Genomic DNA, 25069 nt, shown 5'->3' with positions numbered 1-25069 from the left:
AACATAATGGTTTAAAACGATTATTTTTCAGACCGCAACAGTTTACAGAGATGTTAATGGTGTGAAAAGTAAATCCATTTAGCCTGTGAGCTAGACGACAATTCGCTGAATAAAAAACACTATATCAGCCAATTACAAGATAATAGTTGAATCAAGGCGGCTGAAAAGCCGCCTTCACTCGCTAACTGCTTATAATACTAAACGACGAATATCGCTTAGGCAGCCATTCAAGTACGTAATAAAGCGTGCACCTTCTGCACCGTCGATCACTCGGTGATCGTAAGACAGTGACAATGGAAGCTGTAAGCGTGGAGCAAATTCTTTACCGTTCCACACTGGCTTAATTTCCGACTTAGATACACCAAGAATACCCACTTCTGGTGCATTGACGATCGGCGTAAATGCCGTACCACCAATACCACCTAGGCTAGAGATAGTAAAGCAGCCACCTTGCATATCAGCAGCGGTCAGTTTACCGGCACGCGCTTTTTTCGAGACTTCAGCCAGCTCAGCTGAAAGCTCGTAGATGCCTTTTTTATTAACATCTTTAAACACAGGTACCACTAGACCATTCGGGGTATCTACCGCAATACCCACGTTAACATACTTCTTGAGAATCAAGCTTTCGCCATCTTCAGACAATGAAGAGTTAAATGCTGGGAAGGCTTCTAGCGCTTTAGCGACCGCTTTCATGATGAACACCAGTGGGGTGATCTTCATGCCAGTGTCTTTCTTCGCTTCGATGGCGTTTTGCTCTTTACGGAAATTCTCTAATTCAGTAATGTCCGCGTTATCCCATTGGGTAACGTGTGGGATCATTACCCAGTTACGGTGCAAGTTAGCGCCAGAGATCTTCTTAATGCGAGAAAGTGGTTGAACTTCAGTTTCACCAAACTTGCTAAAGTCCACTTTTGGCCAAGGAAGCAGACCAAGTGCCGCGCCATCACCTTTACCAGAAGCGACCGCCGCTGATCCAGATTCAAGACGCTTTAGCGCTTCTTTAACGTAGTTTTGTACGTCTTCTTTTAAGATGCGGCTCTTACGACCAGATCCTTTCACTTTAGACAGGTTAACACCGAACTCACGAGCGAGACGACGAACCACTGGAGAGGCATGAGCGTATTCATGATTCTCTTGGAAATCAGCTGTCGTAGCAGCACTCGCTTGTGCTACTGGTGCAGCAGCGGCAGCGCTTGGTGCTGAAGCTTGTACAGGAGCAGCAACCGCCACTTGCGCAGGAGCTGCGCCAGCCACTTCAAACACCATGATCAGTGAGCCAGTAGAAACTTTGTCACCCGCAGCGACTTTAATCGCTTTCACTTTACCAGCAAAAGGTGCAGGAACTTCCATCGAGGCTTTATCGCCTTCAACGGTGATCAACGATTGCTCTTCTTCAACCATGTCGCCAACCGCAACCATGATTTCGGTCACTTCAACTTCATCGCCACCGATATCTGGCACTTGAACGTCTTTATCTGCTGCTACAGCCGGAGCTGCTGGAGCGCTAGCTTGAGCAACAGGCGCTGGAGCCGAAGTACCAGAACCAGCTACTTCAAAGACCATGATCAAAGAACCCGTGGTCACTTTGTCACCAGAGGCAATTTTGATTTCTTTCACTGTACCAGCGAAAGGCGCGGGTACTTCCATTGAGGCTTTATCGCCTTCAACGGTGATCAACGATTGCTCTTCTGTTACCACGTCGCCGATGGCAACCATGATTTCAGTCACCTCAACTTCATCGCCACCAATATCCGGTACTTGAACTTCTTTCAGTTCAGTAGCGGCAGGAGCGGCGGCCGCAGCAGCAACAGGAGCCTCAGCCACAGGTGCCGCTGCAGCGGCACCTTCAGCTTCAAACACCATGATCAAAGAGCCGGTCGTTACTTTGTCGCCGACAGTCACTTTGATCTCTTTAACAATACCTGCTTGAGATGCAGGAACTTCCATTGAGGCTTTATCACCTTCAACAGTGAGAAGCGATTGATCTTCTTCAACCTTGTCGCCAACGCTGACAAGAATCTCAGTAACTTCAACCTCATCGGCACCGATATCCGGTACATTAATTTCGATTGCCATTATTCTTTCCTACCTTCAATTAAGCGTATAGCGGGTTAGTTTTTTCGGTGTCGATATCAAATTTCTTGATAGCTTCAACCACTACCGATTTCTCAACTTCACCACGTTTGGCCAGTTCGCTTAGTGCTGCAACCACAACATAACCTGCATTCACTTCAAAGTGACGGCGAAGGTTTTCACGGCTGTCTGAACGACCAAAGCCATCTGTACCTAATACTTTATAAGACTCCGCAGGAACGTAAGCACGTACTTGCTCCGCATAGTTTTTCATGTAGTCAGTCGCAGCAATCGCAGGCTCTGTACCCATCACTTGTGCGATATAAGGTACTTTCGCTTCCGCTTCAGGATGAAGCATTGCATCACGCTCACACGCTTGACCATCACGAGCTAATTCGTTAAATGAAGTCACCGAGTAAACATCCGAAGCAACGCCATAATCATCACTCAGAATTTGCGCGGCTTTGCGCACTTCATTCATGATCGTGCCAGAGCTCATCAACTGAACTTTCGCTTTTGAACCTGTGTAGGTTTCTAGCTTGTAGATACCTTTACGGATGCCTTCTTCAGCGCCTTCAGGCATTGCTGGCATTGCGTAGTTTTCGTTCATTAGCGTCAAGTAGTAGAACACGTTCTCTTGGTCACCATACATACGACGAATACCGTCTTGAATGATCACCGCCACTTCATAAGCGAAGGTTGGGTCATAAGAGATACAGTTTGGTACTGTGCTCGCTAGGATGTGTGAGTGGCCATCTTCATGCTGTAGACCTTCACCATTTAGCGTAGTACGACCCGCCGTTGCGCCCAATAGGAAGCCACGAGCTTGTTGGTCGCCCGCCATCCATGCCATATCACCAACGCGTTGGAAACCAAACATCGAGTAGTAAATATAGAACGGGATCATCGGTAGATCGTTAGTGCTGTAAGAGGTCGCCGCTGATACCCATGACGACATTGCGCCTAGCTCGTTGATGCCTTCTTGCAATACCTGACCTGACGTCGCTTCTTTGTAGTAAGAAACGATATCACGATCTTGTGGGGTGTAGTTCTGACCATGCGGGTTGTAAATACCGATTTGACGGAACAGACCTTCCATACCAAAGGTACGCGCTTCATCAGCAATGATCGGTACGATGTTTTTGGCAATATTCTTGTCTTTCAGAAGAATATTCAACGTACGTACAAACGCCATGGTCGAAGAGATATCACGCTTTTGCTCTTCAAGTAGCGGTTTGAATTCTTCTAACTCAGGAATAACTAAAGGCTGAGTAAAGTTAGGCAAACGCTGTGGTGTATAACCATGTAAGGCTTTACGACGCGCGTGCAAGTACTCGTACTCTTTTGAACCTTCTTCAAGCGTTAAGTAAGGTAAATCGTTGATCGCTTCATCTGAGATAAGATCTTGTAAACCAAGACGATTACGCATCGCAAGAACATGGGTCATGTCCATTTTCTTGACTTGGTGCGCAATGTTTTTACCTTCCGCCGCTTCACCCATGCCATAACCTTTAACGGTTTTCGCTAGGATAACGGTTGGACGACCTTTAGTTTCTTGCGCATTCTTGAACGCTGCGAACAGTTTTGATGGCTCATGACCACCACGTTTCAGAGCAAAAATCTCATCATCAGTCATATCGGCAACCAGTGCCGCTGTTTCTGGGTATTTACCAAAGAAGTGTTCACGAACGTAAGCACCATCTTTCGCTTTGAACGTTTGGTAATCGCCATCGATGGTTTCATTCATCAATTGCAGTAACTTACCAGAGGTGTCTTTCGCTAATAGTGCATCCCAGTTGTTACCCCAAATCACTTTAACCACATTCCAGCCAGCGCCTTTAAATAGGCCTTCTAGCTCTTGAATGATCTTGCCGTTACCCATCACTGGGCCATCAAGACGCTGCAAGTTACAGTTGATAAGGAAACATAGGTTATCCAGTTTTTCACGAGCAGCAAAAGAGATTGCGCCGCGTGATTCTGGCTCATCCATTTCACCATCACCAAGGAAAGCGTAAACGCGTTGCTCAGAAGTATCTTTAAGACCACGACCATCTAGGTACTTAAGGAAACGAGCTTGATAAATAGAGGCGATTGGACCCAGACCCATAGATACGGTCGGGAATTGCCAGAATTCAGGCATCAATTTCGGGTGTGGGTAAGAAGGCAGACCTTTGCCATCGACTTCCTGACGGAAGTTGTCCAATTGTTCAGCAGTCAGGCGACCTTCAACGAAGGCACGCGCGTAGATTCCTGGAGAAATATGACCTTGATAATAAACGAGGTCACCACCATCTTTTTCGTTAGGAGCACGGAAGAAATGGTTGAAGCACGTTTCATAAAACGCGGCAGAAGACTGGAAAGAAGCCATATGGCCACCCAAATCAAGATCTTTCTTCGAAGCACGAAGAACAATCATGATCGCGTTCCAACGAATGATTGAACGAATACGTTTTTCAATCGTGGTGTCGCCAGGGTAAGCGGGCTCTTGGGCTGCAGGGATCGTATTGATGTAATTAGTGTTGATACCGGTTGGCATATCAACACCACCAAGACGAGCTTTTTCTAGAACTTCTTCTAGTAAAAATTGCGCACGCTCTACGCCTTCTTCACGTACAACGGATTCCAGGGCAGCTAGCCACTCCTGAGTTTCCAGTGCATCTACGTCATGCTTCATGTCAGACATGGCGATCTATCCTTCTGTTGGTTGGATTTATTTAGAACCGCAATGGACCGCTATTGCGGCTCATTACCCTGTTGGATGCGACGGAGAGAACGTTCACGTCGAGACTCTTCTCGGGTCAAATCCAACAATGTTTCTTCGATATAAGCTAAATGTGAGTGTGACATTTCTCGTGCTTTTTCTGGCTGACCAGAAACGATCGCATCCACGATATTAGCTCGGTGCTTAGTTACTTTCTCCTCCGCTTCGGGGCGGCGGCGTAATAATTTAAAATTTTGCAAAATATTTTGCTCAAGCAAAGGCGCAAGGCTACGAACGATATGCAGCAGCACCACATTATGAGTGGCTTCGGTAATCGCTATCAAAAAGGCCATGACCGTGCTGGCTTCTGCTTCGGTATCTTTCAAGTCTTGAACTTCGCTAATTCGCGCCAAACTGGTTTGAATACGAGCAAAATCTTCATCGGTACCACGCAAAGCGGCAAAATAAGCTGAAATACCTTCCAACGCATGGCGTGCTTCCAGTAAATCTAACTGTGTTTCCGAATGACTAGACAATAAATTTAGCAGAGGATCAGAGAAACTTTGCCAGATATGTTCACTGACAAAGGTTCCGCCACCTTGGCGACGCGTCAATAAACGTTTTGCTTCTAAACGCTGTATCGCTTCACGTATCGAAGGACGAGAAACCTCGAACTGTTTTGCCAGCTCGCGCTCCGGAGGGAGTTGCTGCCCTGGGGCTAATGTTCCTTCCACAATCAACCGTTCTAACTCTTGCTCTATCACATCAGAAAGTTTCGGCTGACGAATCCTTTGATAAGCCATAATTTATTGTTCTTCTACTGGTCATTTTTTGCAGGCAATTGGTAATACCAATTTCAAGTTGGGGTAGAAATTAACATAATTAAAACGCGAGTGTCCAGTCAAAAGTTGACCCAAATCATAGAACCCGCCAAGTTAAAACACTTTGATAACAACCGCGTATTAAAACAGCAATAGTATAGGTCAGACCAATTACAAATTAAGCCTAAGTCAATAACCTAATAAGGTCGTAGCGAAAAATAATAGCAATAGAGTGACCGGACTGAGTGTAGGTGAACTCAGTCCGGAATGAGAAGTTGGCGAGGATTATTTGGCTTCTAAGCAATCAATCAGTAACTGTAAAGACTGGTTGCCACGGAATTCGTTAATGTCGAGTTTATAAGCTAAGCGTACCGTTTTCACCGAAGCATCGGGCCAACGACGGAGATCAACATTAAAAGCAATACCATCGATCATGATATTGGTTGGATGACCTTTAAATAACGGTTCAAGCATTAATTTTAAGTGTTTTTCACCGACTAATTTTTGGTGGAGAACTTTAAACTCACCGTCAAACAGTGGATCAGGGAAGGCTTGTCCCCAAGGCCCTGCGGATCTTAATAACTCGGCGGTATGCATCGAGAACTCTTCTGGAGTTAACTCACCATCACTGAGTACGATCCCTTTTAAGCTAGCTTCATCTAACTGTAAAGCCACTTCATGCTCAAACAGCTGACGAAAACGCGGCAAGTTAGCTTCAGCAATGGTTAACCCTGCCGCCATCGCATGACCACCGAATTTGATAATGATCCCCGGATTCTGGGTATCAATTTTATCTAAGGTATCTCGCATGTGTAAGCTAGGGATCGAGCGACAAGAACCTTTAATTAATCCGTCGCCACCATCGGCAAAGGCAATCACGGGACGGTGGTATTTGTCTTTGACCCGGGAAGCTAAAATACCGATCACCCCTTGATGCCAATCTCGTTGAAATAACACTAACCCCTGTGGCAACGCGCTATTATCGGCAAACTGAAGACGCTCACAAAACGCTAACGCTTCTTGCTTCATCCCTTCTTCGATTTCTTTACGAGTTTGATTCAGGGCATCCAATTCGCTGGCCATACGCCGCGCGGCATGGATATTGTCGGTTAACAACAGTTCAACCCCAAACGACATATCATCCAACCGCCCTGCCGCGTTAATCCTTGGCCCGAGCGCAAAACCGAAATCGGCAGCCACTAGTTTTCGCGCATCGCGTTTGGCAATTTCAATTAAGGCTTGGATACCCGGACGAGCTTTACCTGCGCGAATACGCTGTAAACCTTGATGGACTAAAATGCGATTATTGTCATCCAGTGGAACCACATCAGCCACGGTACCTAATGCCACTAAATCGATCAATTCCATGAGTTTAGGTTCAGGGATGCCGTGTTTAATAAACCATCCTGACTGACGCATATGCACGCACAGTGCCATCATTAAGTAAAACGCCACCCCTACCCCAGCAAGCGCTTTTGACGGAAAAGCACACTGCTGTAGATTAGGATTCACCATGGCATCGACCTCAGGCAAGACTTGTCCGGGTAAATGGTGATCGGTGACTAAGACTTGCAAACCATGTTGCTTGGCATAACGTACCCCTTCGATGGAAGAGACGCCATTATCCACCGTCATGATCATCTCTGCGCCCATATGTAAGGCTTGATCAACCACTTCAGGACTGAGTCCATAGCCATCTTCAAAACGATTAGGGACTAAATAATCAACATTACGGCTACCCAGCATTCTCAGCGCTAATACCGACAGCGCACAACTCGTGGCCCCATCGGCATCAAAATCGCCGACAATAATGATCCGCTTTTGCTGCTCAATGGCATTCAATAGGAGTGACACGGCTAGTTCAATCCCGTGCAGACTTTGATACGAATGCAAAGATTTAGCGCTTTTCTCTAATTGCTCAACACGGGTAATGCCTCGATTAAGATAAATGCGTTTCAATAAATCGGGGATACTGTCAGGCAATAGGCTTAAATCGACTTCTGGTCTTCTGTGGATCTCGATCATAAAAATAATCAGGCTTGGACATGCCAAGCCTGTTTCCTCGTAATAAACAACGTCGTGAGATTAGCCTTGTTGAAGGCGTTGCAGTAATTGAGCTGCGGGTAAGTAGCCACCGATCATCTCACCGTTTGGTAAGAACATTGCTGGCGTACCTGAAATACCCAGCTCTTGACCTAATTGATAATGTTCAGCAATGGTCTGTTTACACTGAGCGATATTCCCTTGCGGGGTTAACGTTTTGCGCTCAATTTTCACCTCGTGCATGGCTTGCTTCGGATCGCTAGCACACCACATCGCCGCCATTTGCTCGGCAACAGGGCCGGCAACGCCTTGACGAGGGAAAGCTAAATAACGGATGGTGATCCCCAAATCATTGTAATCTTTAATTTGGCTATGCAAACGAACACAATAACCGCAGGTCGTATCGGTAAACACACTCACGATATAACGCTCTTGAGGCGCTTTAAATTCAATTGTGCTCGATGCAACTTGTTGTAGTTTTTGTGCATTAATCGGCGCTTGGCGCTTGGCTAATACATCGACATAACTGCCGTCATCCTTCAATGCGTATAACGTTCCGGCAATAAAATGTTTACCGTCCGGCGAAGCGTATAGCACGCCACCGGGCGTTTGCACTTCGACCAATCCGCTGATCTCAGAAGGGACGATAGCCGTGACATCAATACCCAATGGGGCAAAACGTTGCTCAAACCCTGCTTTATCCAAACTTGGCGTTTGCTCTTTTGATTCCTGTGCATGGCATGCCATGGTGAAAAATGGTAAAGCAAAAAGCGTCAGACGGTGTAAAACCTTCATAAATAATCCTTTCTTTTAAGCCCTTGGATGGTGCTCGCTGTGTATTTGTTTGAGTCGCTCAGTCGCAACATGAGTATAAATTTGCGTGGTCGATAAGTCACTATGACCAAGCAGCATCTGTACCACGCGTAAATCGGCACCATAGTTGAGTAAATGAGTGGCAAAGGCATGACGTAAAACATGGGGAGACAGCTTTTCGACATCAATCCCAGCAATCACAGCATAATATTTAATCCGATGCCAAAAGGTCTGCCGCGTCATTTGTTGCGCACGTTTACTTGGGAAGACCACATCAGACGTATTGTCGCCCAGTAAATGTAAGCGCCCTTGAGCGATAAACGTTTCAATCCATTCAATGGCATTTTCACCCATCGGCACTAAACGCTCTTTACCGCCCTTACCAACTACCCGCACCACACCTTGACGTAAGCTGATGTTTTCCATGGTTAACGAAATCAGTTCAGTAACACGCAGTCCGGTCGCATACAATAACTCTAGCATGGCTTTATCACGCAACTCCAATGGATCATTAGGATCCGGCGCATTCAACAGCGCTTCGACTTGCTCTTCACTGAGATCTTTCGGTAAACGCTGTGGCAATTTAGGGCTCACCAATAAGGCACTCGGATCGTCACTACGCACTTTTTCACGATGCAAATACTGAAATAAACGACGTAACGCCGAGAGCATTCTTGCTCGTGAGGTTTGTTTATAATCTTGATCGGTTAGCCAGCTCTGATACTCCAACAACCCAGCCAAGCTGATGAAATCTAATCGGTAATCGTGTTGCTCCATCCAGAGCAATAATTTTGTGAGGTCATTGCGATAAGACATCAGGGTATTTTCCGCTAATCCTCGCTCCATCCACATCGCATCTAAAAACTGCTCAACCAGTCCATGGTCGGCCGACAATTGCTTTGACACCGCTTCTTCTCATTATTTATTAGATTTAGACCTCAACTTAATACCACAAAATAGTCGCCACTCCTAGGTGGCATCTCTGGTCGAATTGGGTATAGAATTCGTCCATCGTTCTAAACCATGAATAAGATTCTATGAAAATTGGCCTATTTTACGGTTCTACCACCTGTTATACCGAAATGGCAGCGGAAAAAATGCGCGCCATTATTGGCGAAGAATTATTGACCCTCCATAATGTCAAGGAGACGCCACTAAGCAAAATGCGTGATTACGACCTACTGATTTTAGGCATCTCAACTTGGGATTTTGGTGAAATCCAAGAAGATTGGAGTGCAATATGGGATCACATCGATGGCGTACCGCTAAACGACAAGTGCGTCGCATTGTTCGGCTTAGGAGATCAAGAAGGCTATGGCGAGTGGTATCTGGATGCGATGGGGATGCTGCACGACGAGATCCAGAAGAGCGGCGCTAAGCTTATTGGCTACTGGCCCAATCATGGTTACCATTTTGATGCCTCGAAAGCACTGACTGCCGATGGTGAATATTTTGTCGGTTTAGCACTCGATGAAGATTCACAATATGAACTCAGTGATGAGCGTATTGCCAACTGGGTAGAACAGATCCTCACTGAATATCAACAGCTCAATTAAAGCGATAGCTGCTGAAAAAAATAGCGCCAATCAAATACTAATCCTGGATCGGTTTTGCGTTGCGGAGCGATATATTGATGACCGGTGATCCGCTGCTGAGTGATTGCCGGATAACGCTGTTGCAAAGCCTTTGTTAAGCGTACCAATGATTGGTATTGCGCCGAAGTATAGGGCACATAATCACTGCCCTCTAACTCTATACCTATTGAATAATCATTACACCGCGCTTGACCCGCAAAGGATGATTGTCCAGCATGCCAAGCTCGCCCAGAAAAAGGCACAAACTGCACGACCTCGCCATCACGGCGAATTAAACAGTGAGCTGAGACCTGCATCGTCGCAATGGTGGTAAAAAATGGGTGTGCGCTCGGATCCAATTGACCGGTAAAGAACTGTTCAATATAAGGCCCTCCGAACTGCCCCGGCGGTAAGCTGATGTTATGCACGACCAATAGAGAAATGGGTTGTTGCTGAGTGCGCTGATCAAAAAAAGGCGACGGAACATGTCGAGCGACTTGATACCAGCCTGCTGGGTCAATCATCAATTTCACCTTATCGATTACACAAAATCCGTGATTAGTGGCTGAATTTCACGCCTAGTCAGCGTATCATTCAAACTCCGTTCGATAGCATATTAGATTAGATTCGCGATGAAAAACACCCATAACAGCCAACAACGCCTTGATTACCTTAAACAACAGCTTCCCTTAGATATTACGCGTGCGGTACGTGATGCACTAGAAGAAGATCTTGGTGGTAATGTCGATCCAACGGCAGATATTACCGCCAGCCTGATCCCTGCTGATGCCCATAATGTGGCGACGATCATCACTCGCGAATCGGGCGTATTTTGTGGCCAAGCTTGGGCTGATGAAGTTTTTCGACAACTTGGTGGTGAAGTAGCTATAGATTGGCATGTGCAAGATGGTGACTCGCTCGAACCCAATCAAGTATTGTGCACGCTAAGCGGCCCTGCGCGTGCACTCTTGACCGGTGAACGTAACGCGATGAATTTTATCCAAACCTTATCTGGCTGCGCTACCGTTACCGCCCAATACGTCAAGCAACTGGAAGGCACCTCGTGTCGTCTATTAGATACTCGCAAAACGCTACCGGGACTACGTAATGCCTTAAAATACGCCGTCACTTGTGGCGGGGGCTTTAACCATCGTATCGGTGTGTTTGATGCTTACCTGATCAAAGAGAATCATATTATTGCTTGCGGCGGGATCACCCCCGCGATCACGACTGCAAAAGCGCTTAATCCGGGCAAACCGGTTGAAGTGGAAACCGAAAACTTAGCCGAGCTCGAAGAAGCGATTCACGCCGGGGCTGATATTATTATGCTCGATAATTTTAGCTTAGAGACGATGCGTGAAGCCGTGCGTATCAACGCAGGACGGGCTGCTCTGGAAAACTCAGGCAATGTCACCTTAGCGACCATTCGCGAATACGCGCAAACGGGAGTGGATTATATTTCGGTAGGGGCATTAACCAAGCATATTCAAGCGTTGGATCTCTCAATGCGCCTAAAAGGCTAAAGGTTAAAGGTTCATCGGGTTTTATCCCCCTGAAGCATCGCCTCAGCCTGTCATCGAATTGATATCAAACCACCATTGCCTCTTTATCACTCCCGATAAACACCAATTGCCACACTGTTTATCGGGATATCTTTAACTGACTCGCAGAATTTCAGCAACGACATTTCAACGCGGATGTAAAAACTGTCGCCTGACTCGAAACACATTTGTGTGACAGTTTTATTAATGCAACCAGACACTTATCCTAATTCGGTCTCAACAACTGACCATACCCAAGGATAATTCAGTCATGAAAACTCACTACACTAAACAACAAGGCTTTACTCTAATTGAACTGATGATCGTCGTGGCGATCATTGGCGTGCTAGCGGCAGTCGCTGTACCTGCTTATAAAGATTATGTCACTAAGTCTGAAGCGTCATCTGCCATTGCCACATTAAGAGCGTTACAAACCCCAGCAGAGCTGTATATTCAAGAGCATGGTAAATTAGAAGATGTCACTAAGTTAGGCACTTCGGAAAAGGCAAATGGATTAGGTGAGTTAAGCATTACAAGTAGCGATAAAAGTTATAGCATTATATTTAAATTCACTAAAGAAGGGGCATTGAAAGATCAAACCATCACTTTAAAAAGAGATGACACAAACGGCTGGACATGTGAGTCAACGGATAAAATAGCAGAACTCGACATAAAATCTTGCAGTAAAAAATCAACTTCAGAACCTACAACATAATCATAATTTATCAATAAATTATGCTCACCAATCTCATCGCGATTTTGCGTCAGGCGCAACTACTTAGCCTGACCCAAGAAAAAGCGCTGGTCGAACATATCCAAGCTTCTGGCGCTAGCGCGCCGGAAGCTTTGTTGGATTTGGCGATCTTCGATAGCCAAGAGCTGAGCGAACACATCAGTCAGCTGTTCGCACTGCCGATCCAAAACCTCAGCGATTATGCCTACCCAGAGCTGTGCCAACAGCTCGGATTACGTGAGTTAATCATGCGCTACCAAGCGCTACCGATTGAGAATAATGGCTTGGTACTCACCTTAGCCATGGCCGACCCGACTCATCTGCAAGCAGAAGAAGAATTTCGCTTTGCCACCGGACTCGCGATTGAAGTGGTGTTGGCAGACTATAAAGTACTACAAGGGGCTATTCGCCGCTTATACGGACGTTCATTAGCTGGACATTCTGCGCAAGGCAAAGAGATCAGCCAAGACGAGCTAGCCAGCTTAGTCGATATTTCTGATGATGAGCAGCAACAAGTCGAGGATCTTAGCCAAGATGACTCTCCAGTTAGCCGATTTATCAACCAAATTTTGCTTGATGCGGTGCGTAAAGGCGCGTCCGATATTCACTTTGAACCTTACGAGTCCCTTTATCGAGTTCGTTTACGCTGCGATGGTATTTTGGTGCAAACCCAACAACCCGCCAGCCATTTAGGCCGCCGGCTAGCGGCGCGAATTAAAATTTTAGCGAAACTGGATATCGCCGAGCGGCGCTTGCCACAAGACGGGCGAATTAAACTGCGCCTCAATGCCACCACCGCGATTGATATGCGCGTTTCCACCTTACCCACCTTATGGGGAGAAAAAATTGTCCTCCGTTTACTCGATAGCAGCGCCGCCAGTTTAGATATTGACAAATTAGGCTACAACGAGATGCAAAAACAGCTCTATCTCAATGCTCTCAAACAGCCACAAGGGATGATTTTGATGACTGGCCCAACCGGCAGCGGCAAAACCGTTTCCCTTTATACTGGTCTAAGTTTATTAAATCGTGAGCAGGTGAATATTTCTACCGCCGAAGATCCCGTCGAAATCAATCTCCCCGGCATCAATCAGGTACAAGTGCAACCGAAAATCGGTTTTGGCTTTGCTAAGGCGCTGCGTTCTTTTTTACGCCAAGATCCGGACATTGTTATGGTCGGTGAAATCCGCGATGTCGAGACCGCTGAAATTGCCGTTAAAGCTGCTCAAACCGGGCATTTAGTGCTCTCCACGTTACACACTAACTCAGCAGCAGAGACCGTGATTCGCCTGGCTAATATGGGTATTGAACCTTTTAATCTCGCTTCTTCATTAAGCTTAATCATCGCTCAGCGCTTAGCACGCCGTTTATGTCCGAACTGTAAAGTCGCCAAACAACCAAACGTAACGGAACAACAGCAGTTTGACTTATCAGCCGATGACATTCTCTACGCGGCGGATCCGAACGGTTGCAGTGAATGCACCAAAGGCTACAGTGGCCGAGTCGGCATTTATGAAGTGATGGCGTTTAATAGCCAATTAGCTGAAGCGATCATGCAGCGCGCTTCGATTACTCATATCGAAGCCATTGCTAAAGCTAATGGTATGCAAACTTTACAAGAATCTGGAATAGAAAAACTCCAACAGGGGATCACCAGTATTGACGAGCTGCAGCGTGTTCTTTACTTCTAATCGATTGGATTTCTCGCTATGACGCTATCTAAAGCACAAGAACTGAAAAATTATCGCTGGAAAGGCATCAATAGCTCTGGCAAAAAAGTGTCAGGGCAATTTTTAGCGATCAGCGAATTGGAAGTGCGCGATAAACTCAAAGATCAACATGTGCAGATTCAAAAGATCAAAAAAAGCAGCCTCTCTTTGATCACTCGTCTCACTCATCGCGCCACAAACAAAGAGATTACCCTGCTGACTCGCCAACTCTCAACCATGCTCGCGACGGGGGTCCCGATTGTTCAAGCCTTAAAGTTAGTCGCTGATAGTCATCAAAAAGCAGAAATGAAATCGATCATCACTCAAATAAGTAAAGGCGTAGCAGCAGGGACGCCGATCTCAAAAGCAATGCGTACCGCCAGTAGCCTGTTTGACCCTCTTTACGTTGATTTGGTACAAACGGGTGAACAATCGGGTAACTTGGCGGAAGTTTTTGAGCGCCTTGCCACCTATCGAGAGAAAACCGAACAACTGCGCGCCAAAGTGATCAAAGCGTTAATCTATCCAGCGATGGTGATGTTGGTTGCGCTTGGCGTCTCTTACTTAATGCTCACCATGATTATTCCTGAATTTGAGCTTATGTTTCAAGGTTTTGGTGCCGAGTTACCTTGGTTTACTCAACAAGTACTTAAACTGTCGCATCTTGTTCAAGCCTACAGCTTAGTCTTTGTACTGCTCTGCATTGCCATCGTATTCGGTTTTAAACTTATCCGTAAAAAATCGTTCCAATTCCGTTTAAAAACCAGCCGCTTAGCACTCACTATACCCATTGTTGGTGGCATACTCTGCAAAGCGTCGATCGCCAAATTTAGCCGAACCCTCGCCACCAGCTTTGCGGCTGGGATCCCGATTCTTGATAGCCTAAAAACGACCGCGAAAACCGCAGGTAATCTTCATTTTGAAACGGCTATTCAACAAGTCTACCGAGATACTGCGGCAGGCATGCCAATGTATATCGCGATGCGCAATACCGGCGCTTTCCCAGAATTGGTTCTACAAATGGTTATGATTGGCGAGGAGTCTGGTAAGCTCGATGATATGCTGAATAAAGTAGCAACGATTTATGAATTTGACGTTGATAACACCGTAGATAATTTAGGTAAAATCCTCGAGCCCCTAATTATTGTCTTTCTTGGTACAGTGGTTGGTGGGCTGGTCGTGGCAATGTATTTACCTATCTTTAACTTAATGAGTGTATTGGGGTAGTATACTCACTTTCGATGTTTTATCCCCAAATCACTGAAGAAGCAGATTGGTCATGATGAGTGATAAGCTCATCGCCTTGCTAAGCGCTCATTAAATATCAATAGGCTTAGCCCACCTCACGCCCACTCTAAGTTGAAAGGGAATAACACTCCTGCTGCTAACAAGAGCACCCTAAATGGACATTTTTTACTATATACCTTGGCTATTTCCCGCCTTAGCAACGCTATTAGGGTTAATCATTGGTAGTTTTTTGAATGTGGTGATTTACCGCTTACCAACGATGATGCAACGAGAATGGCGTCAAGAATGTGCCGACGCTTTTCCTGACTATGGCATCACACCCCCTGATGGCAAGCTCACGCTCAGTACACCTCGTTCAACTTGCCCTAAATGTCATACGCCTTTGCGCATAAGAGATAATATTCCACTTATCAGTTGGCTCTGCTTGCAAGGCAAATGCGCGCACTGTTCAGCACCGATCAGCGCTCGCTATCCGGCGATTGAGCTATTAACTGCCGTGAGCAGTTTGATCATTGCTCTGCACTTTGGCTTTAGCCCTTATAGTGTGGCACTGCTGCTGTTTACTTATGTGTTAATTGCCGCCACCTTCATTGATTTGGATAGCATGTTGCTGCCAGACCAATTGACTCTGCCTTTACTGTGGGCAGGGATCAGCCTAGCACTTTTGAATATTAGCCCACTCTCACTGAATGACGCCGTGATTGGAGCGATAGCAGGGTATCTTTGCTTATGGTCTATTTATTGGCTATTTAAGCTACTGACCGGTAAAGAAGGCATGGGCTATGGTGACTTTAAGTTGCTTGCCGCGCTCGGTGCTTGGTTAGGTTGGCAATTATTACCGTTAATCGTATTACTCTCTTCACTGGTCGGTTTGGTGTTTGGATTGATTCAATTGCGTTTACAAAAACAAGGCATTAATAAAGCTTTCCCGTTTGGTCCTTACTTGGCGATTGCTGGTTGGCTGGCGATGTTGTGGGGCGATAAACTGATCGCTTGGTATCTACATTCATTGGTAGGATAACGCTCATGACGCTGATTATTGGCCTAACTGGAGGCATCGCGAGTGGCAAAACCACTGTCGCCAATCTGTTTCAAGAACATTTCTCGATTGATATCGTTGATGCCGATATCATTGCTCGGCAAGTGGTTGAAGTCGGCACTCCGGGCCTGAGCGCCATCATCGAGCACTTTGGTGAGGATATTTTACAAGACGATGGCCACTTAAACCGCAGCGCCTTGCGTGAACGAATTTTTGCCGACCCTAAAGAAAAACAATGGCTTAACGCAACGTTACACCCACTGATCAACCAACAAATGGCCGAGCAATTAAAGCTCGTTACATCGCCTTATGGTTTACTCGTTGTACCGTTATTAATTGAAAATCAATTACAATCGATGGTTGATCGCGTGTTAGTGATTGATGTAGATGAACAGACTCAAATTTCGCGCACCATGGCACGAGATAAGGTGGATGAACAACAAGCTCGAGCGATCTTAGCCGCTCAAGCAACCCGAGCTGAGCGTTTAGCGATGGCCGATGATGTGATTAAAAATGGAGCAAAAAACCGACAACTTTTGCCGCAAATCACAGAATTACATCAAAAGTATCTGGTAATGAGCGGTACAAATCGGTGAGAATACAGGTAAATCAATCAAGGCCAGTTTCATGAGCACACATAAGTTTGAACATCCGCTAAATGAAAAAACGCGCATTTATTTACGCGTCGAAGCGCTGCTCAATCAAATGGATCGAGCCTGTCAAACGGCTGATGGTATTCAGCATCAGTTGCTGTTTCGTTCTCTCTTTGACCTGCTAGATATTTTTGAGCAGATGCAACTGAAAAGTGAATTAGCAAAAGATATTGAAAAACAGCGTCAAACCTACCGACAATGGATTGATATTGACGGTGTCGACCAACAGATGCTGACTAGCCTGTTACAAGAGATTGACAGTGTTCATCGCTGCCTATTAGCCGGCGAACGCTTCGGCCAATCGCTAAAAGATGATCGATTCTTAAGTACCATTCGTCAACGATTTAACCTCCCTGGTGGCTCTTGTTGCTTTGATCTTCCCGCTCTGCATTACTGGTTACACTTATCATCAGAACAGAAGCAACTCGACATAAAACAATGGGTTGCAACCTTACAACCCCTATCTGATGCGCTTGCATTATGGTTAAAACTCACCCGAGAAACCGGGCATTTCCGAGCACGAATGGCACAAGATGGTTTCTACCAAAGCGACGCGGAAGACGCGAATATCCTGCGTTTATCGATTCCTTTAGAGTACGGCGTCTATCCGATGATTTCTGGTCATAAAAATCGCTTTGCCATTAAGTTCATTGATTTTTCTTCTGGTAAAGCCAGCAGCCGAAATATTCCTTTTGATCTTGCGGTGTGCTGCTAAATCCGTATCCTTCTGATTTGGTTTACCTACAGGATAGTGTCATGTCAAAAAAAATCACCGTGGTAAAGTGCCCCCAATGTGGCGATGATGTGCCGTGGAGCGCGCAAAGTCCTTTCCGGCCCTTTTGTAGTAAACAGTGTCAGATGATTGATTTTGGTACTTGGGCTGATGAAGAAAATACCATTCCTGGTGCACCCGATATGTCAGATAGTGACGGTTGGTCTGAAGAGCCGCTATAAGTCTCTCAGGGATAGAGGTTTAAAATACCCACCACCCTGAAGTAAATATGAGCATAAAAAAATCCCCAGCAGATTGGCTGGGGATTTTTTATGCTCTTATTCTACAACCAAAGGTTCGGTAGGTTCTGCATCAATCTCTATTTGCGTCACCCGCTGTAATCCTCTCGGTAGCAGTGCCCCTCGGCGGCCTCGCTCACCTCGGAAATTATCTAAATCCGTAGGCTTTAAGCCTAACTTTCGCTTTCCAGCGTAAAGCGTAATCGATGATCCAGACGGAATAGCCAGCAAATGAGAAACCACTTCTTCTCGCGCTTTCGCTTTCGCACTAGGAATATTAATGATCTTATTGCCTTTACCTTTGCTTAATTGCGGCAGATCTTTGATTGGAAATAGCAGCATTCGTCCCTGATTGGTCACCGCTAAAATCTCATCATGCTGCAGATCATTGACGGCTTGTGGTGCCAGTAACTCAGAGTTATTCGGCAAATTCACTAAAGCTTTACCACTGCGATTTTTCGATAACAGATCCGAACCTTTACACACAAAACCATAACCGGCATCAGAACCGACCAACCATAGCTGATCGTCTTCACCCATAATTACTTGGCGAATCGAACTGCCTTCAGTAATGTTCAACCGTCCGGTAATCGGCTCTCCCTGACCACGAGCAGAAGGCAGAGTATGTGCTTCTAATGAATAACTACGCCCATCACTGCCTAAAAAAGCCACCTGTTGATTACTCTTCCCGCAAGCATGCGCGAGGTAGTTATCACCGGATTTATAGTTCAAGCTATGGCAATCAACCTCATGCCCTTTGGCATGACGTACCCAACCTTTCTCTGAGATCACCACAGTGATCATTTCGTTAGGCATCAGGTCACGTTCGGTTAAGGCTTTGGCCTCCGCACGCTCAACAATCGGTGAGCGGCGATCGTCACCGTATTTTTCCGCATCCGCTTTTAATTCTTTCTTGAGTAGCGTGTTCAAGCGTCGCTCAGAACCAAGTAACTCTTCTAATTTAGCGCGCTCTTTATCCAAAGCATCTTGTTCGCCACGAATTTTGACTTCTTCAAGTTTTGCTAAATGGCGCAGTTTGGTGTCTAAAATCGCATCGGCTTGAATGTCGCTAATCCCGAAGCGCTCCATCAAGATGCCTTTGGGTTCATCTTCTTGACGAATGATCTCTATCACTTCGTCAATATTGAGATAAGCAATCAACAAACCTTGTAGGATATGTAAGCGAGCCAAAACCTTATCAAGACGATATTGCAAACGAGCGCGCACCGTTTCACGGCGAAATTCAATCCATTCACTCAGAATCTGCGTTAAGCCTTTGACTTCAGGGCGATTGTTCAGGCCAATCATATTGAGGTTAACCCGAAAACTCTTTTCTAAATCAGTTGAAGCGAATAAATGATTCATCAAAGTATCGCAATCAACTCGACTTGAGCGCGGTACAATCACTATCCGTGTTGGGTTTTCGTGATCCGATTCATCGCGTAAATCTTCCACCATCGGCAGCTTTTTAGCGCGCATTTGCCCAGCAATTTGCTCCAACAGTTTCGCACCAGAGACTTGGTGCGGCAGCGCTGAAATAACGATATCCGAGCCTTCTTTATGCCATACCGCACGCATTTTGATGCTACCACGCCCGGTTTGATAGATTTTTTCTAAATCAGACGGTGGTGAAATTATTTCCGCTTCGGTTGGAAAATCAGGCCCTTTGACATACTGCATCAAGTCAATAAGACTGGCAGAAGGATGCTCGATGAGGTGAATCGTCGCCTCAACGACTTCACGGACATTATGGGGCGGAATATCGGTTGCCATACCAACAGCAATGCCGGTAACCCCATTAAGCAAAATATGTGGTAAGCGAGCCGGTAACATTTTCGGCTCTTGCATGGTGCCATCAAAGTTAGGCTGCCATTCGACAGTGCCTTGGCCTAATTCACCCAATAGCACTTCGGCAAATTTAGACAACTTAGCTTCGGTATAACGCATCGCGGCGAACGATTTAGGATCATCCGGAGCCCCCCAGTTGCCTTGACCATCAACCAGTGGGTAACGATAAGAAAACGGCTGTGCCATCAATACCATGGCTTCATAACAGGCCGAATCGCCATGAGGATGATACTTACCCAGTACATCACCGACGGTTCGTGCCGATTTTTTGTATTTCGCTGATGCCGACAACCCCAGCTCAGACATGGCGTAAATGATCCGCCGCTGAACCGGCTTTAAACCATCGCCGATATAAGGTAAGGCGCGGTCCATAATCACATACATAGAGTAATTGAGATAGGCGTCCTCGGTAAACTTGCGCAGCGGTAACTGTTCTACGCCCTCAAAACTGATTTCACTCGACATTCTATTGTACCTCGGCCATATCACCATTGCGTTGTAACCAACTGCGTCGATCGTCCGCGCGTTTTTTACCCAGCAACATATCCATCATTTCATCGGTCTCTTTATCGTCATCAATGGTTAACTGCACTAAACGACGGGTGTTCGGATCCATGGTGGTCTCACGTAATTGCAGAGGATTCATCTCCCCCAAGCCTTTAAAACGTTGGACGTTGATTTTAGCTTTTTTACTACTGAGACGTTCGATGATTGCCTTTTTTTCATTGTCATCAAGTGCATAGTGCACTTCTTTACCGCAATCAATCCGATACAGTGGCGGCATCGCCACATAGACGTGACCGGCACGAACCAAGGCACGGAAATGGCGAGTGAATAAGGCGCACAGCAATGTCGCAATGTGTAACCCATCAGAGTCCGCATCGGCTAAAATACAGACTTTACCGTAACGCAGCGCCTCTAAATCATCATTATCAGGGTCAATCCCCAAGGCGACAGAAATATCATGTACCTCTTGTGAAGCCAGCACTTGATCAGCTGAGACTTCCCAAGTATTAAGGATTTTACCGCGCAGTGGCATGATGGCTTGAAACTCACGGTTTCTCGCCTGTTTGGCACTGCCACCCGCCGAATCCCCTTCGACCAGAAACAGTTCTGTGCGGCTGAGATCTTGCTGAGAACAATCGGTTAACTTACCAGGCAGCGCAGGACCAGAAGCGATTTTCTTACGCACCACTTTTTTACTCGCGCGCATCCGGCGATGAGCATTGCTGATACACACTTCTGCCAATAGCTCAGCCAATTGTGGCTTTTCATTCAACCATAAGCTAAACGAATCTTTAACAACACTGGCAACAAACGAGGCGGTTTGGCGAGAAGAGAGTCGCTCTTTGGTTTGTCCTGCGAATTGTGGATCTTGCATTTTTATCGATAAGACATAGGCGCAGCGATCAAATACGTCCTCACCGGTAAGTTTGACTCCACGCGGCAACAAATTACGAAATTCACAAAATTCACGCATCGCATCAAGCAGCCCTTGGCGTAAACCATTAACGTGCGTACCACCTTGTGGAGTAGGAATTAAGTTCACGTAGCTTTCGGTAATTAAATCGCCACCTTCCGGTAACCAAATGACTGCCCAGTTTGCGGCTTCTGTCTCGGTTTTAAACTCGCCCGTAAACGGCTCTTCAGGCAGTAAGGTATAACCTTTTACCCCTTCGGCAAGATAGTCTTTCAAACCGTCTTCATACAGCCAACGATACTCGTTATTGTTCACTTTATCGGTGAAAGTAATTTCTAGACCGGGGCAAAGTACGGCTTTGGCGCGTAAATTATTGACCAAACGCGAGACGGAAAAATTAGCAGAATCAAAATAACGCGCTTCTGGCCAAAAATGCACCGAAGTACCACGATTACGACGTCCACAAGTCCCAGTGACCGTTAAATCAGAGACTTTTTCACCATGTTCAAAGGCAATGTCATACACCTGACCGTCACGGCGAACCGTCACTTCAACCCGTTTAGAAAGGGCGTTAACCACCGAAATCCCCACCCCGTGTAAACCACCAGAAAATTGGTAGCTTTTATTGGAGAATTTACCGCCAGCGTGAAGCTTACATAAAATAAGTTCAACCCCAGAAACATTCTCTTCAGGATGAATGTCTACGGGCATACCACGCCCATCATCAATCACCTCTAGTGATTGATCAGCGTGAAGTATCACCTGAACCTTGGTGGCGTATCCGGCCAACGCTTCATCGACACTGTTGTCGATGACTTCTTGCCCAAGATGATTGGGACGCGTGGTATCCGTATACATCCCGGGACGGCGACGTACTGGTTCTAAGCCATTGAGAACTTCGATGGCTCCAGCATTATATTGTTCAGTCATAATACGGAATGCTTTTATCGATAAATGATTGGTAACTTTACTACCCATTAAGGATTTACGCTTGAATTATCCACCAAAAAGCAGATTTGGTGATAAAACACAGCAGCTCAATGGAGCAAGAACAAGACAGACATAGTCTGGAAGAGCCCCTTCGATGTCAAGTGACATCCGTAAGCCTAAGGTAAAATTATGACTTTTCGCGCATGATGACAGCGAATTTATAAGTGCAAAAAATCGATGATTGCCGACGGATAGCGCTCAAAACCAACAAAACTATGATCACCACCGTCTTCAACCGTCTGGCGAGCATGACGATATTTCTCTACCGCTTGTCGATAATCGAGCACTTCATCACCCGTTTGCTGTAATAGCCAAAAATGCTCAGGATGATCAATCGAGTCAATCTCTAGCGCTTTTAATTCATCAATATGCTCAACCGTCAGCAGGTAACGTTGTTGAGTATACGGATTCTGCTGCTCACCAAGAAAATTACGCAGTAATTCATACGGTTTCACCGCTGGATTCACCAACACCGCAGGAACCGTATAGTGCGCATTAAGCCAAGTGGCTAAATAGCCACCTAATGAACTTCCCACCAGACCAATCTGATAATCGGCTTGATAAGACTCCATTAAATTACGTAACTGTTCAGCGGCTTGCTGTGGAAAAGGCGCTAATTTAGGGATAACGACCTTGATATCCGCCCGCTGCTCAGCACAATATTGCTGAATCACCTGCGCTTTGTGTGAAAGTGGTGAGCTGTTAAAACCATGTATATACAGCAGTAGCGAAGAGCGCGAACCCATAGTGTTAATACCCATTTGAAGTAAAATCCGGCACAAAGGCTCCGCGTGCTAATCGTTTGACCTGCGTTGTCACTTGACCATCAGCGTGCAATTCAAGCTCACGCCAACCGGGAGAGCATTGATCTAACGCGAAATCATCGGAATTCGGTTTAAACTGTACACACGTTGACGGACTTGCCATTACTTTTACCCCGGCGAAAGTGCGGTCCATATCTTGATGAACGTGACCACACAAAACGGCTCGTGCGTTTTGATGTCGCTGAATGACGCTCCAAAATGCATCACTGTCTTTTAAGGTATGTTGATCAAGCCAAGCACTGCCCACTAACAGAGGATGATGATGCAATAAAATCAACGCATAGCGATCTGGATGTTGAGCGAGTTTTTCATCTAATAGATTCAGTTGGTAATCACTGAGACGGCCATGCGGCACGCCAACGACTTGAGAGTCGAGTAAAATCATTTGCCAGTGCTTCCCAAGCAAGACATGCTCGGGGGCATGCAGTTGTGAAGACGGCATAACACTACCCATGTTGGGTTTATAATCATGATTACCCGGTAACCAAAAGCACGCTTTTTGCAAGGCGCTGATCTCAGAAGCAAAACGCTGATAAGACTCCGCGCTATGATCTTGTGAAATATCGCCAGTAGCAAGCAGAGCATCAAAAGCAATCTTTTGCTCAATAATCGCTTGCACAATGGCATGAAAGCTGTCTGCTGTATTCACACTAAGTAAACAACCGTCATCAGCCGCAAACAGGTGCGTGTCCGTGATCTGAACAAGCTTAATATTGTCTGATGGGTCTAAACTGGGCGACACGTTCAAATTGATAAACCTAATGCTATGAATAGTTAATATTAATCGGCGCTCGGCTAATGCCTTGTTTCAAACAGAAGGTGAGCCAATCACCTAAAAAACGGTTGATTTGTGCTTTCTCATCTTTTTGCACCATCTTATGGTTAGGATACTCATAACGAGCCGCAATACGCGTTAATTGATCGCTAGCACACACTTCAGCAACTCGTGCATCGTGATACAGCCTGACAGACATCACGGGTAATGAAAACGTTGAAATATCATCACTTTGACAAATTTCCACCAAAGTTGTGTACTTTGTGACCTCGAGCACTTGTAACTGATAAATCAGATCAGCCGCTTGATAACAACGGACTTCACCCACACTCGCTGGTTTTGGCAGCAGAGCATTGAGTTTTGCGTAATTGGTTTCATAAGTTCGCATCAGATCCGCAAGATCCACATGATACGGCTTAGTGGCTATCGATCTGCGCATGAGGTTATCAACTCCGCCATTGAGATTGTAATTGCTGATGATGCAACTCTAACCATTGTAGTGCGATTATTGAGGCACCATTCTCAATTTGACCATCTTTGATCCATTGATAAGCTTGCTGACGACTGAGCACATGCACTTTAATATCTTCACCTTCAGTGTCCAAACCATGCACACCTCCCGCCAGTGTAGTATCTACTTCACCAATGTAGACATCGAGTTTCTCAGAACATCCCCCTGAAGAAGGGTAATAACTGGTGATTTTTTCTAATCTTGCCACCGAGATCCCAGCCTCTTCGAATGCTTCACGACGTACAACGTCCTGTGCATCCTCACCCGGTTCAATCATGCCTGCGATAATTTCTTTCTGCCATGGCTGATCATGTTCTAGTGCCCCGACCCGGATCTGCTCAATGATCACTACTTCATCACGTTGAGGATCATAAGCTAACAGCGCTGCGGCGTGACCACGCTCGAACATTTCTCGCTCGATCGTCTCACTCCACCCACCTTGGAATAATCGATGCTTAAATTGGTATTTAACCATGCGAAAAAAACCTTGGAACAGTGTCTTTTTTGAGACAATCTGCAGATCATTAACGCTAAACTGGTCTTTTTCTTGGTTTGTGGGTTGCATAGCCATTCCTTCTCGGTGAATCTATTAGTTTACTCATGATGGTTTACGACTGCCAACGACATTGCTCAACTTTTTGTATAAAAGTTATGTTTTTTTTTAAGTGATTGCTCTTTTATCATGATAGATAGCTGATTAAATAAACCTTTTTGTGTAATGAACCATTCGCAAGCTCTGTCA

At 45.8% G+C, this 25069-nt stretch carries 22 protein-coding genes; 9 read left to right on the top strand and 13 right to left on the bottom strand.

Features of this window, described 5'->3' with window-relative positions; translation table 11 throughout:
* Positions 1-189: 189 nt before the first annotated feature.
* From aceF to xerD, 6 genes are all read right to left on the bottom strand, one after another.
* A complete protein-coding gene (gene aceF, locus CAG60_RS10980; RefSeq protein ID WP_158144694.1) occupies positions 190-2076 on the bottom strand; it encodes a pyruvate dehydrogenase complex dihydrolipoyllysine-residue acetyltransferase in 1887 nt (628 codons plus the stop codon).
* Positions 2077-2095: 19 nt separating this feature from the next.
* Entirely contained in the window at positions 2096-4756 is a 2661-nt protein-coding gene (aceE, locus tag CAG60_RS10975) for a pyruvate dehydrogenase (acetyl-transferring), homodimeric type (protein ID WP_161426634.1), read from the bottom strand.
* A gap of 50 nt (positions 4757-4806) precedes the next feature.
* On the bottom strand, positions 4807-5577 hold the full coding sequence (gene pdhR, locus CAG60_RS10970) for a pyruvate dehydrogenase complex transcriptional repressor PdhR (RefSeq protein WP_004394247.1): 771 nt from the start codon (positions 5575-5577) through the stop codon (positions 4807-4809).
* Positions 5578-5880: 303 nt separating this feature from the next.
* Positions 5881-7620 (bottom strand): single-stranded-DNA-specific exonuclease RecJ, encoded by a 1740-nt coding sequence (recJ, locus tag CAG60_RS10965; RefSeq protein WP_158139070.1) that lies wholly within the window; start codon positions 7618-7620, stop codon positions 5881-5883.
* 60 nt (positions 7621-7680) lie between these two features.
* A complete protein-coding gene (locus CAG60_RS10960) occupies positions 7681-8433 on the bottom strand; it encodes a thioredoxin fold domain-containing protein (RefSeq protein ID WP_161438935.1) in 753 nt (250 codons plus the stop codon).
* 15 nt (positions 8434-8448) lie between these two features.
* On the bottom strand, positions 8449-9357 hold the full coding sequence (gene xerD / locus CAG60_RS10955) for a site-specific tyrosine recombinase XerD (protein ID WP_004394254.1): 909 nt from the start codon (positions 9355-9357) through the stop codon (positions 8449-8451).
* A gap of 131 nt (positions 9358-9488) precedes the next feature.
* On the opposite strand from xerD, the gene fldB reads away from it, so the two are divergent.
* Positions 9489-10007 carry a flavodoxin FldB gene (fldB, locus tag CAG60_RS10950; RefSeq protein WP_154170164.1) on the top strand — a complete coding sequence of 173 codons (519 nt, stop codon included), beginning with the start codon at positions 9489-9491 and terminating at the stop codon, positions 10005-10007.
* On the opposite strand, the gene ampD is transcribed toward fldB, so the two are convergent.
* Entirely contained in the window at positions 10004-10549 is a 546-nt protein-coding gene (ampD, locus tag CAG60_RS10945; RefSeq protein WP_161438934.1) for a 1,6-anhydro-N-acetylmuramyl-L-alanine amidase AmpD, read from the bottom strand. The genes fldB and ampD overlap by 4 nt on opposite strands.
* Before the next feature lie 108 nt (positions 10550-10657).
* Between ampD and nadC the strand changes: the two genes are divergently transcribed.
* From nadC to yacG, 8 genes are all read left to right on the top strand, one after another.
* Positions 10658-11548 carry a carboxylating nicotinate-nucleotide diphosphorylase gene (gene nadC / locus CAG60_RS10940; protein ID WP_161438933.1) on the top strand — a complete coding sequence of 297 codons (891 nt, stop codon included), beginning with the start codon at positions 10658-10660 and terminating at the stop codon, positions 11546-11548.
* Between the two features lie 289 nt (positions 11549-11837).
* Complete coding sequence (locus CAG60_RS10935) at positions 11838-12281, top strand: pilin (RefSeq protein ID WP_161438932.1); 444 nt, start codon at positions 11838-11840, stop codon at positions 12279-12281.
* Positions 12282-12301: 20 nt separating this feature from the next.
* A complete protein-coding gene (gene pilB / locus CAG60_RS10930; protein ID WP_161438931.1) occupies positions 12302-13990 on the top strand; it encodes a type IV-A pilus assembly ATPase PilB in 1689 nt (562 codons plus the stop codon).
* 18 nt (positions 13991-14008) lie between these two features.
* Positions 14009-15235, top strand: a complete 1227-nt coding sequence (locus tag CAG60_RS10925; RefSeq protein WP_154170154.1) for a type II secretion system F family protein — start codon at positions 14009-14011, stop codon at positions 15233-15235.
* A 175-nt stretch (positions 15236-15410) separates the two neighbouring features.
* Complete coding sequence (locus CAG60_RS10920) at positions 15411-16277, top strand: prepilin peptidase (RefSeq protein WP_158138884.1); 867 nt, start codon at positions 15411-15413, stop codon at positions 16275-16277.
* A 5-nt stretch (positions 16278-16282) separates the two neighbouring features.
* The gene (gene coaE, locus CAG60_RS10915) at positions 16283-16891 is read left to right on the top strand and encodes a dephospho-CoA kinase (RefSeq protein WP_158138885.1); all 609 of its coding nucleotides are present in this window, start codon (positions 16283-16285) and stop codon (positions 16889-16891) included.
* Positions 16892-16922: 31 nt separating this feature from the next.
* Positions 16923-17663 (top strand): cell division protein ZapD, encoded by a 741-nt coding sequence (gene zapD / locus CAG60_RS10910; RefSeq protein ID WP_004394266.1) that lies wholly within the window; start codon positions 16923-16925, stop codon positions 17661-17663.
* A gap of 41 nt (positions 17664-17704) precedes the next feature.
* Positions 17705-17902: a DNA gyrase inhibitor YacG gene (gene yacG, locus CAG60_RS10905; protein ID WP_040903818.1), complete on the top strand. Its 198-nt coding sequence runs from the start codon at positions 17705-17707 to the stop codon at positions 17900-17902.
* A 96-nt stretch (positions 17903-17998) separates the two neighbouring features.
* Here the strand turns inward: yacG and parC are convergent, their stop codons facing one another.
* From parC to nudF, 6 genes are all read right to left on the bottom strand, one after another.
* The gene (gene parC, locus CAG60_RS10900; protein ID WP_040903820.1) at positions 17999-20272 is read right to left on the bottom strand and encodes a DNA topoisomerase IV subunit A; all 2274 of its coding nucleotides are present in this window, start codon (positions 20270-20272) and stop codon (positions 17999-18001) included.
* Between the two features lies 1 nt (position 20273).
* Positions 20274-22157 carry a DNA topoisomerase IV subunit B gene (gene parE / locus CAG60_RS10895; RefSeq protein WP_040903866.1) on the bottom strand — a complete coding sequence of 628 codons (1884 nt, stop codon included), beginning with the start codon at positions 22155-22157 and terminating at the stop codon, positions 20274-20276.
* Between the two features lie 218 nt (positions 22158-22375).
* The gene (gene yqiA / locus CAG60_RS10890; RefSeq protein ID WP_161438940.1) at positions 22376-22963 is read right to left on the bottom strand and encodes an esterase YqiA; all 588 of its coding nucleotides are present in this window, start codon (positions 22961-22963) and stop codon (positions 22376-22378) included.
* 4 nt (positions 22964-22967) lie between these two features.
* Entirely contained in the window at positions 22968-23789 is an 822-nt protein-coding gene (cpdA, locus tag CAG60_RS10885) for a 3',5'-cyclic-AMP phosphodiesterase (protein ID WP_161438930.1), read from the bottom strand.
* Between the two features lie 16 nt (positions 23790-23805).
* Complete coding sequence (locus tag CAG60_RS10880; protein ID WP_154170146.1) at positions 23806-24255, bottom strand: DUF1249 family protein; 450 nt, start codon at positions 24253-24255, stop codon at positions 23806-23808.
* A gap of 7 nt (positions 24256-24262) precedes the next feature.
* A complete protein-coding gene (gene nudF / locus CAG60_RS10875) occupies positions 24263-24892 on the bottom strand; it encodes an ADP-ribose diphosphatase (protein WP_158144685.1) in 630 nt (209 codons plus the stop codon).
* Positions 24893-25069: the final 177 nt, after the last annotated feature.

It is taken from the genome of Vibrio sp. V33_P6A3T137 (assembly GCF_009904835.1).
GTDB classification, from domain to species: domain Bacteria; phylum Pseudomonadota; class Gammaproteobacteria; order Enterobacterales; family Vibrionaceae; genus Vibrio; species Vibrio metschnikovii.
The sequence above is the reverse complement of the archived record's forward strand: the minus strand, read 5'-3'. Positions and strand labels throughout refer to the sequence as shown.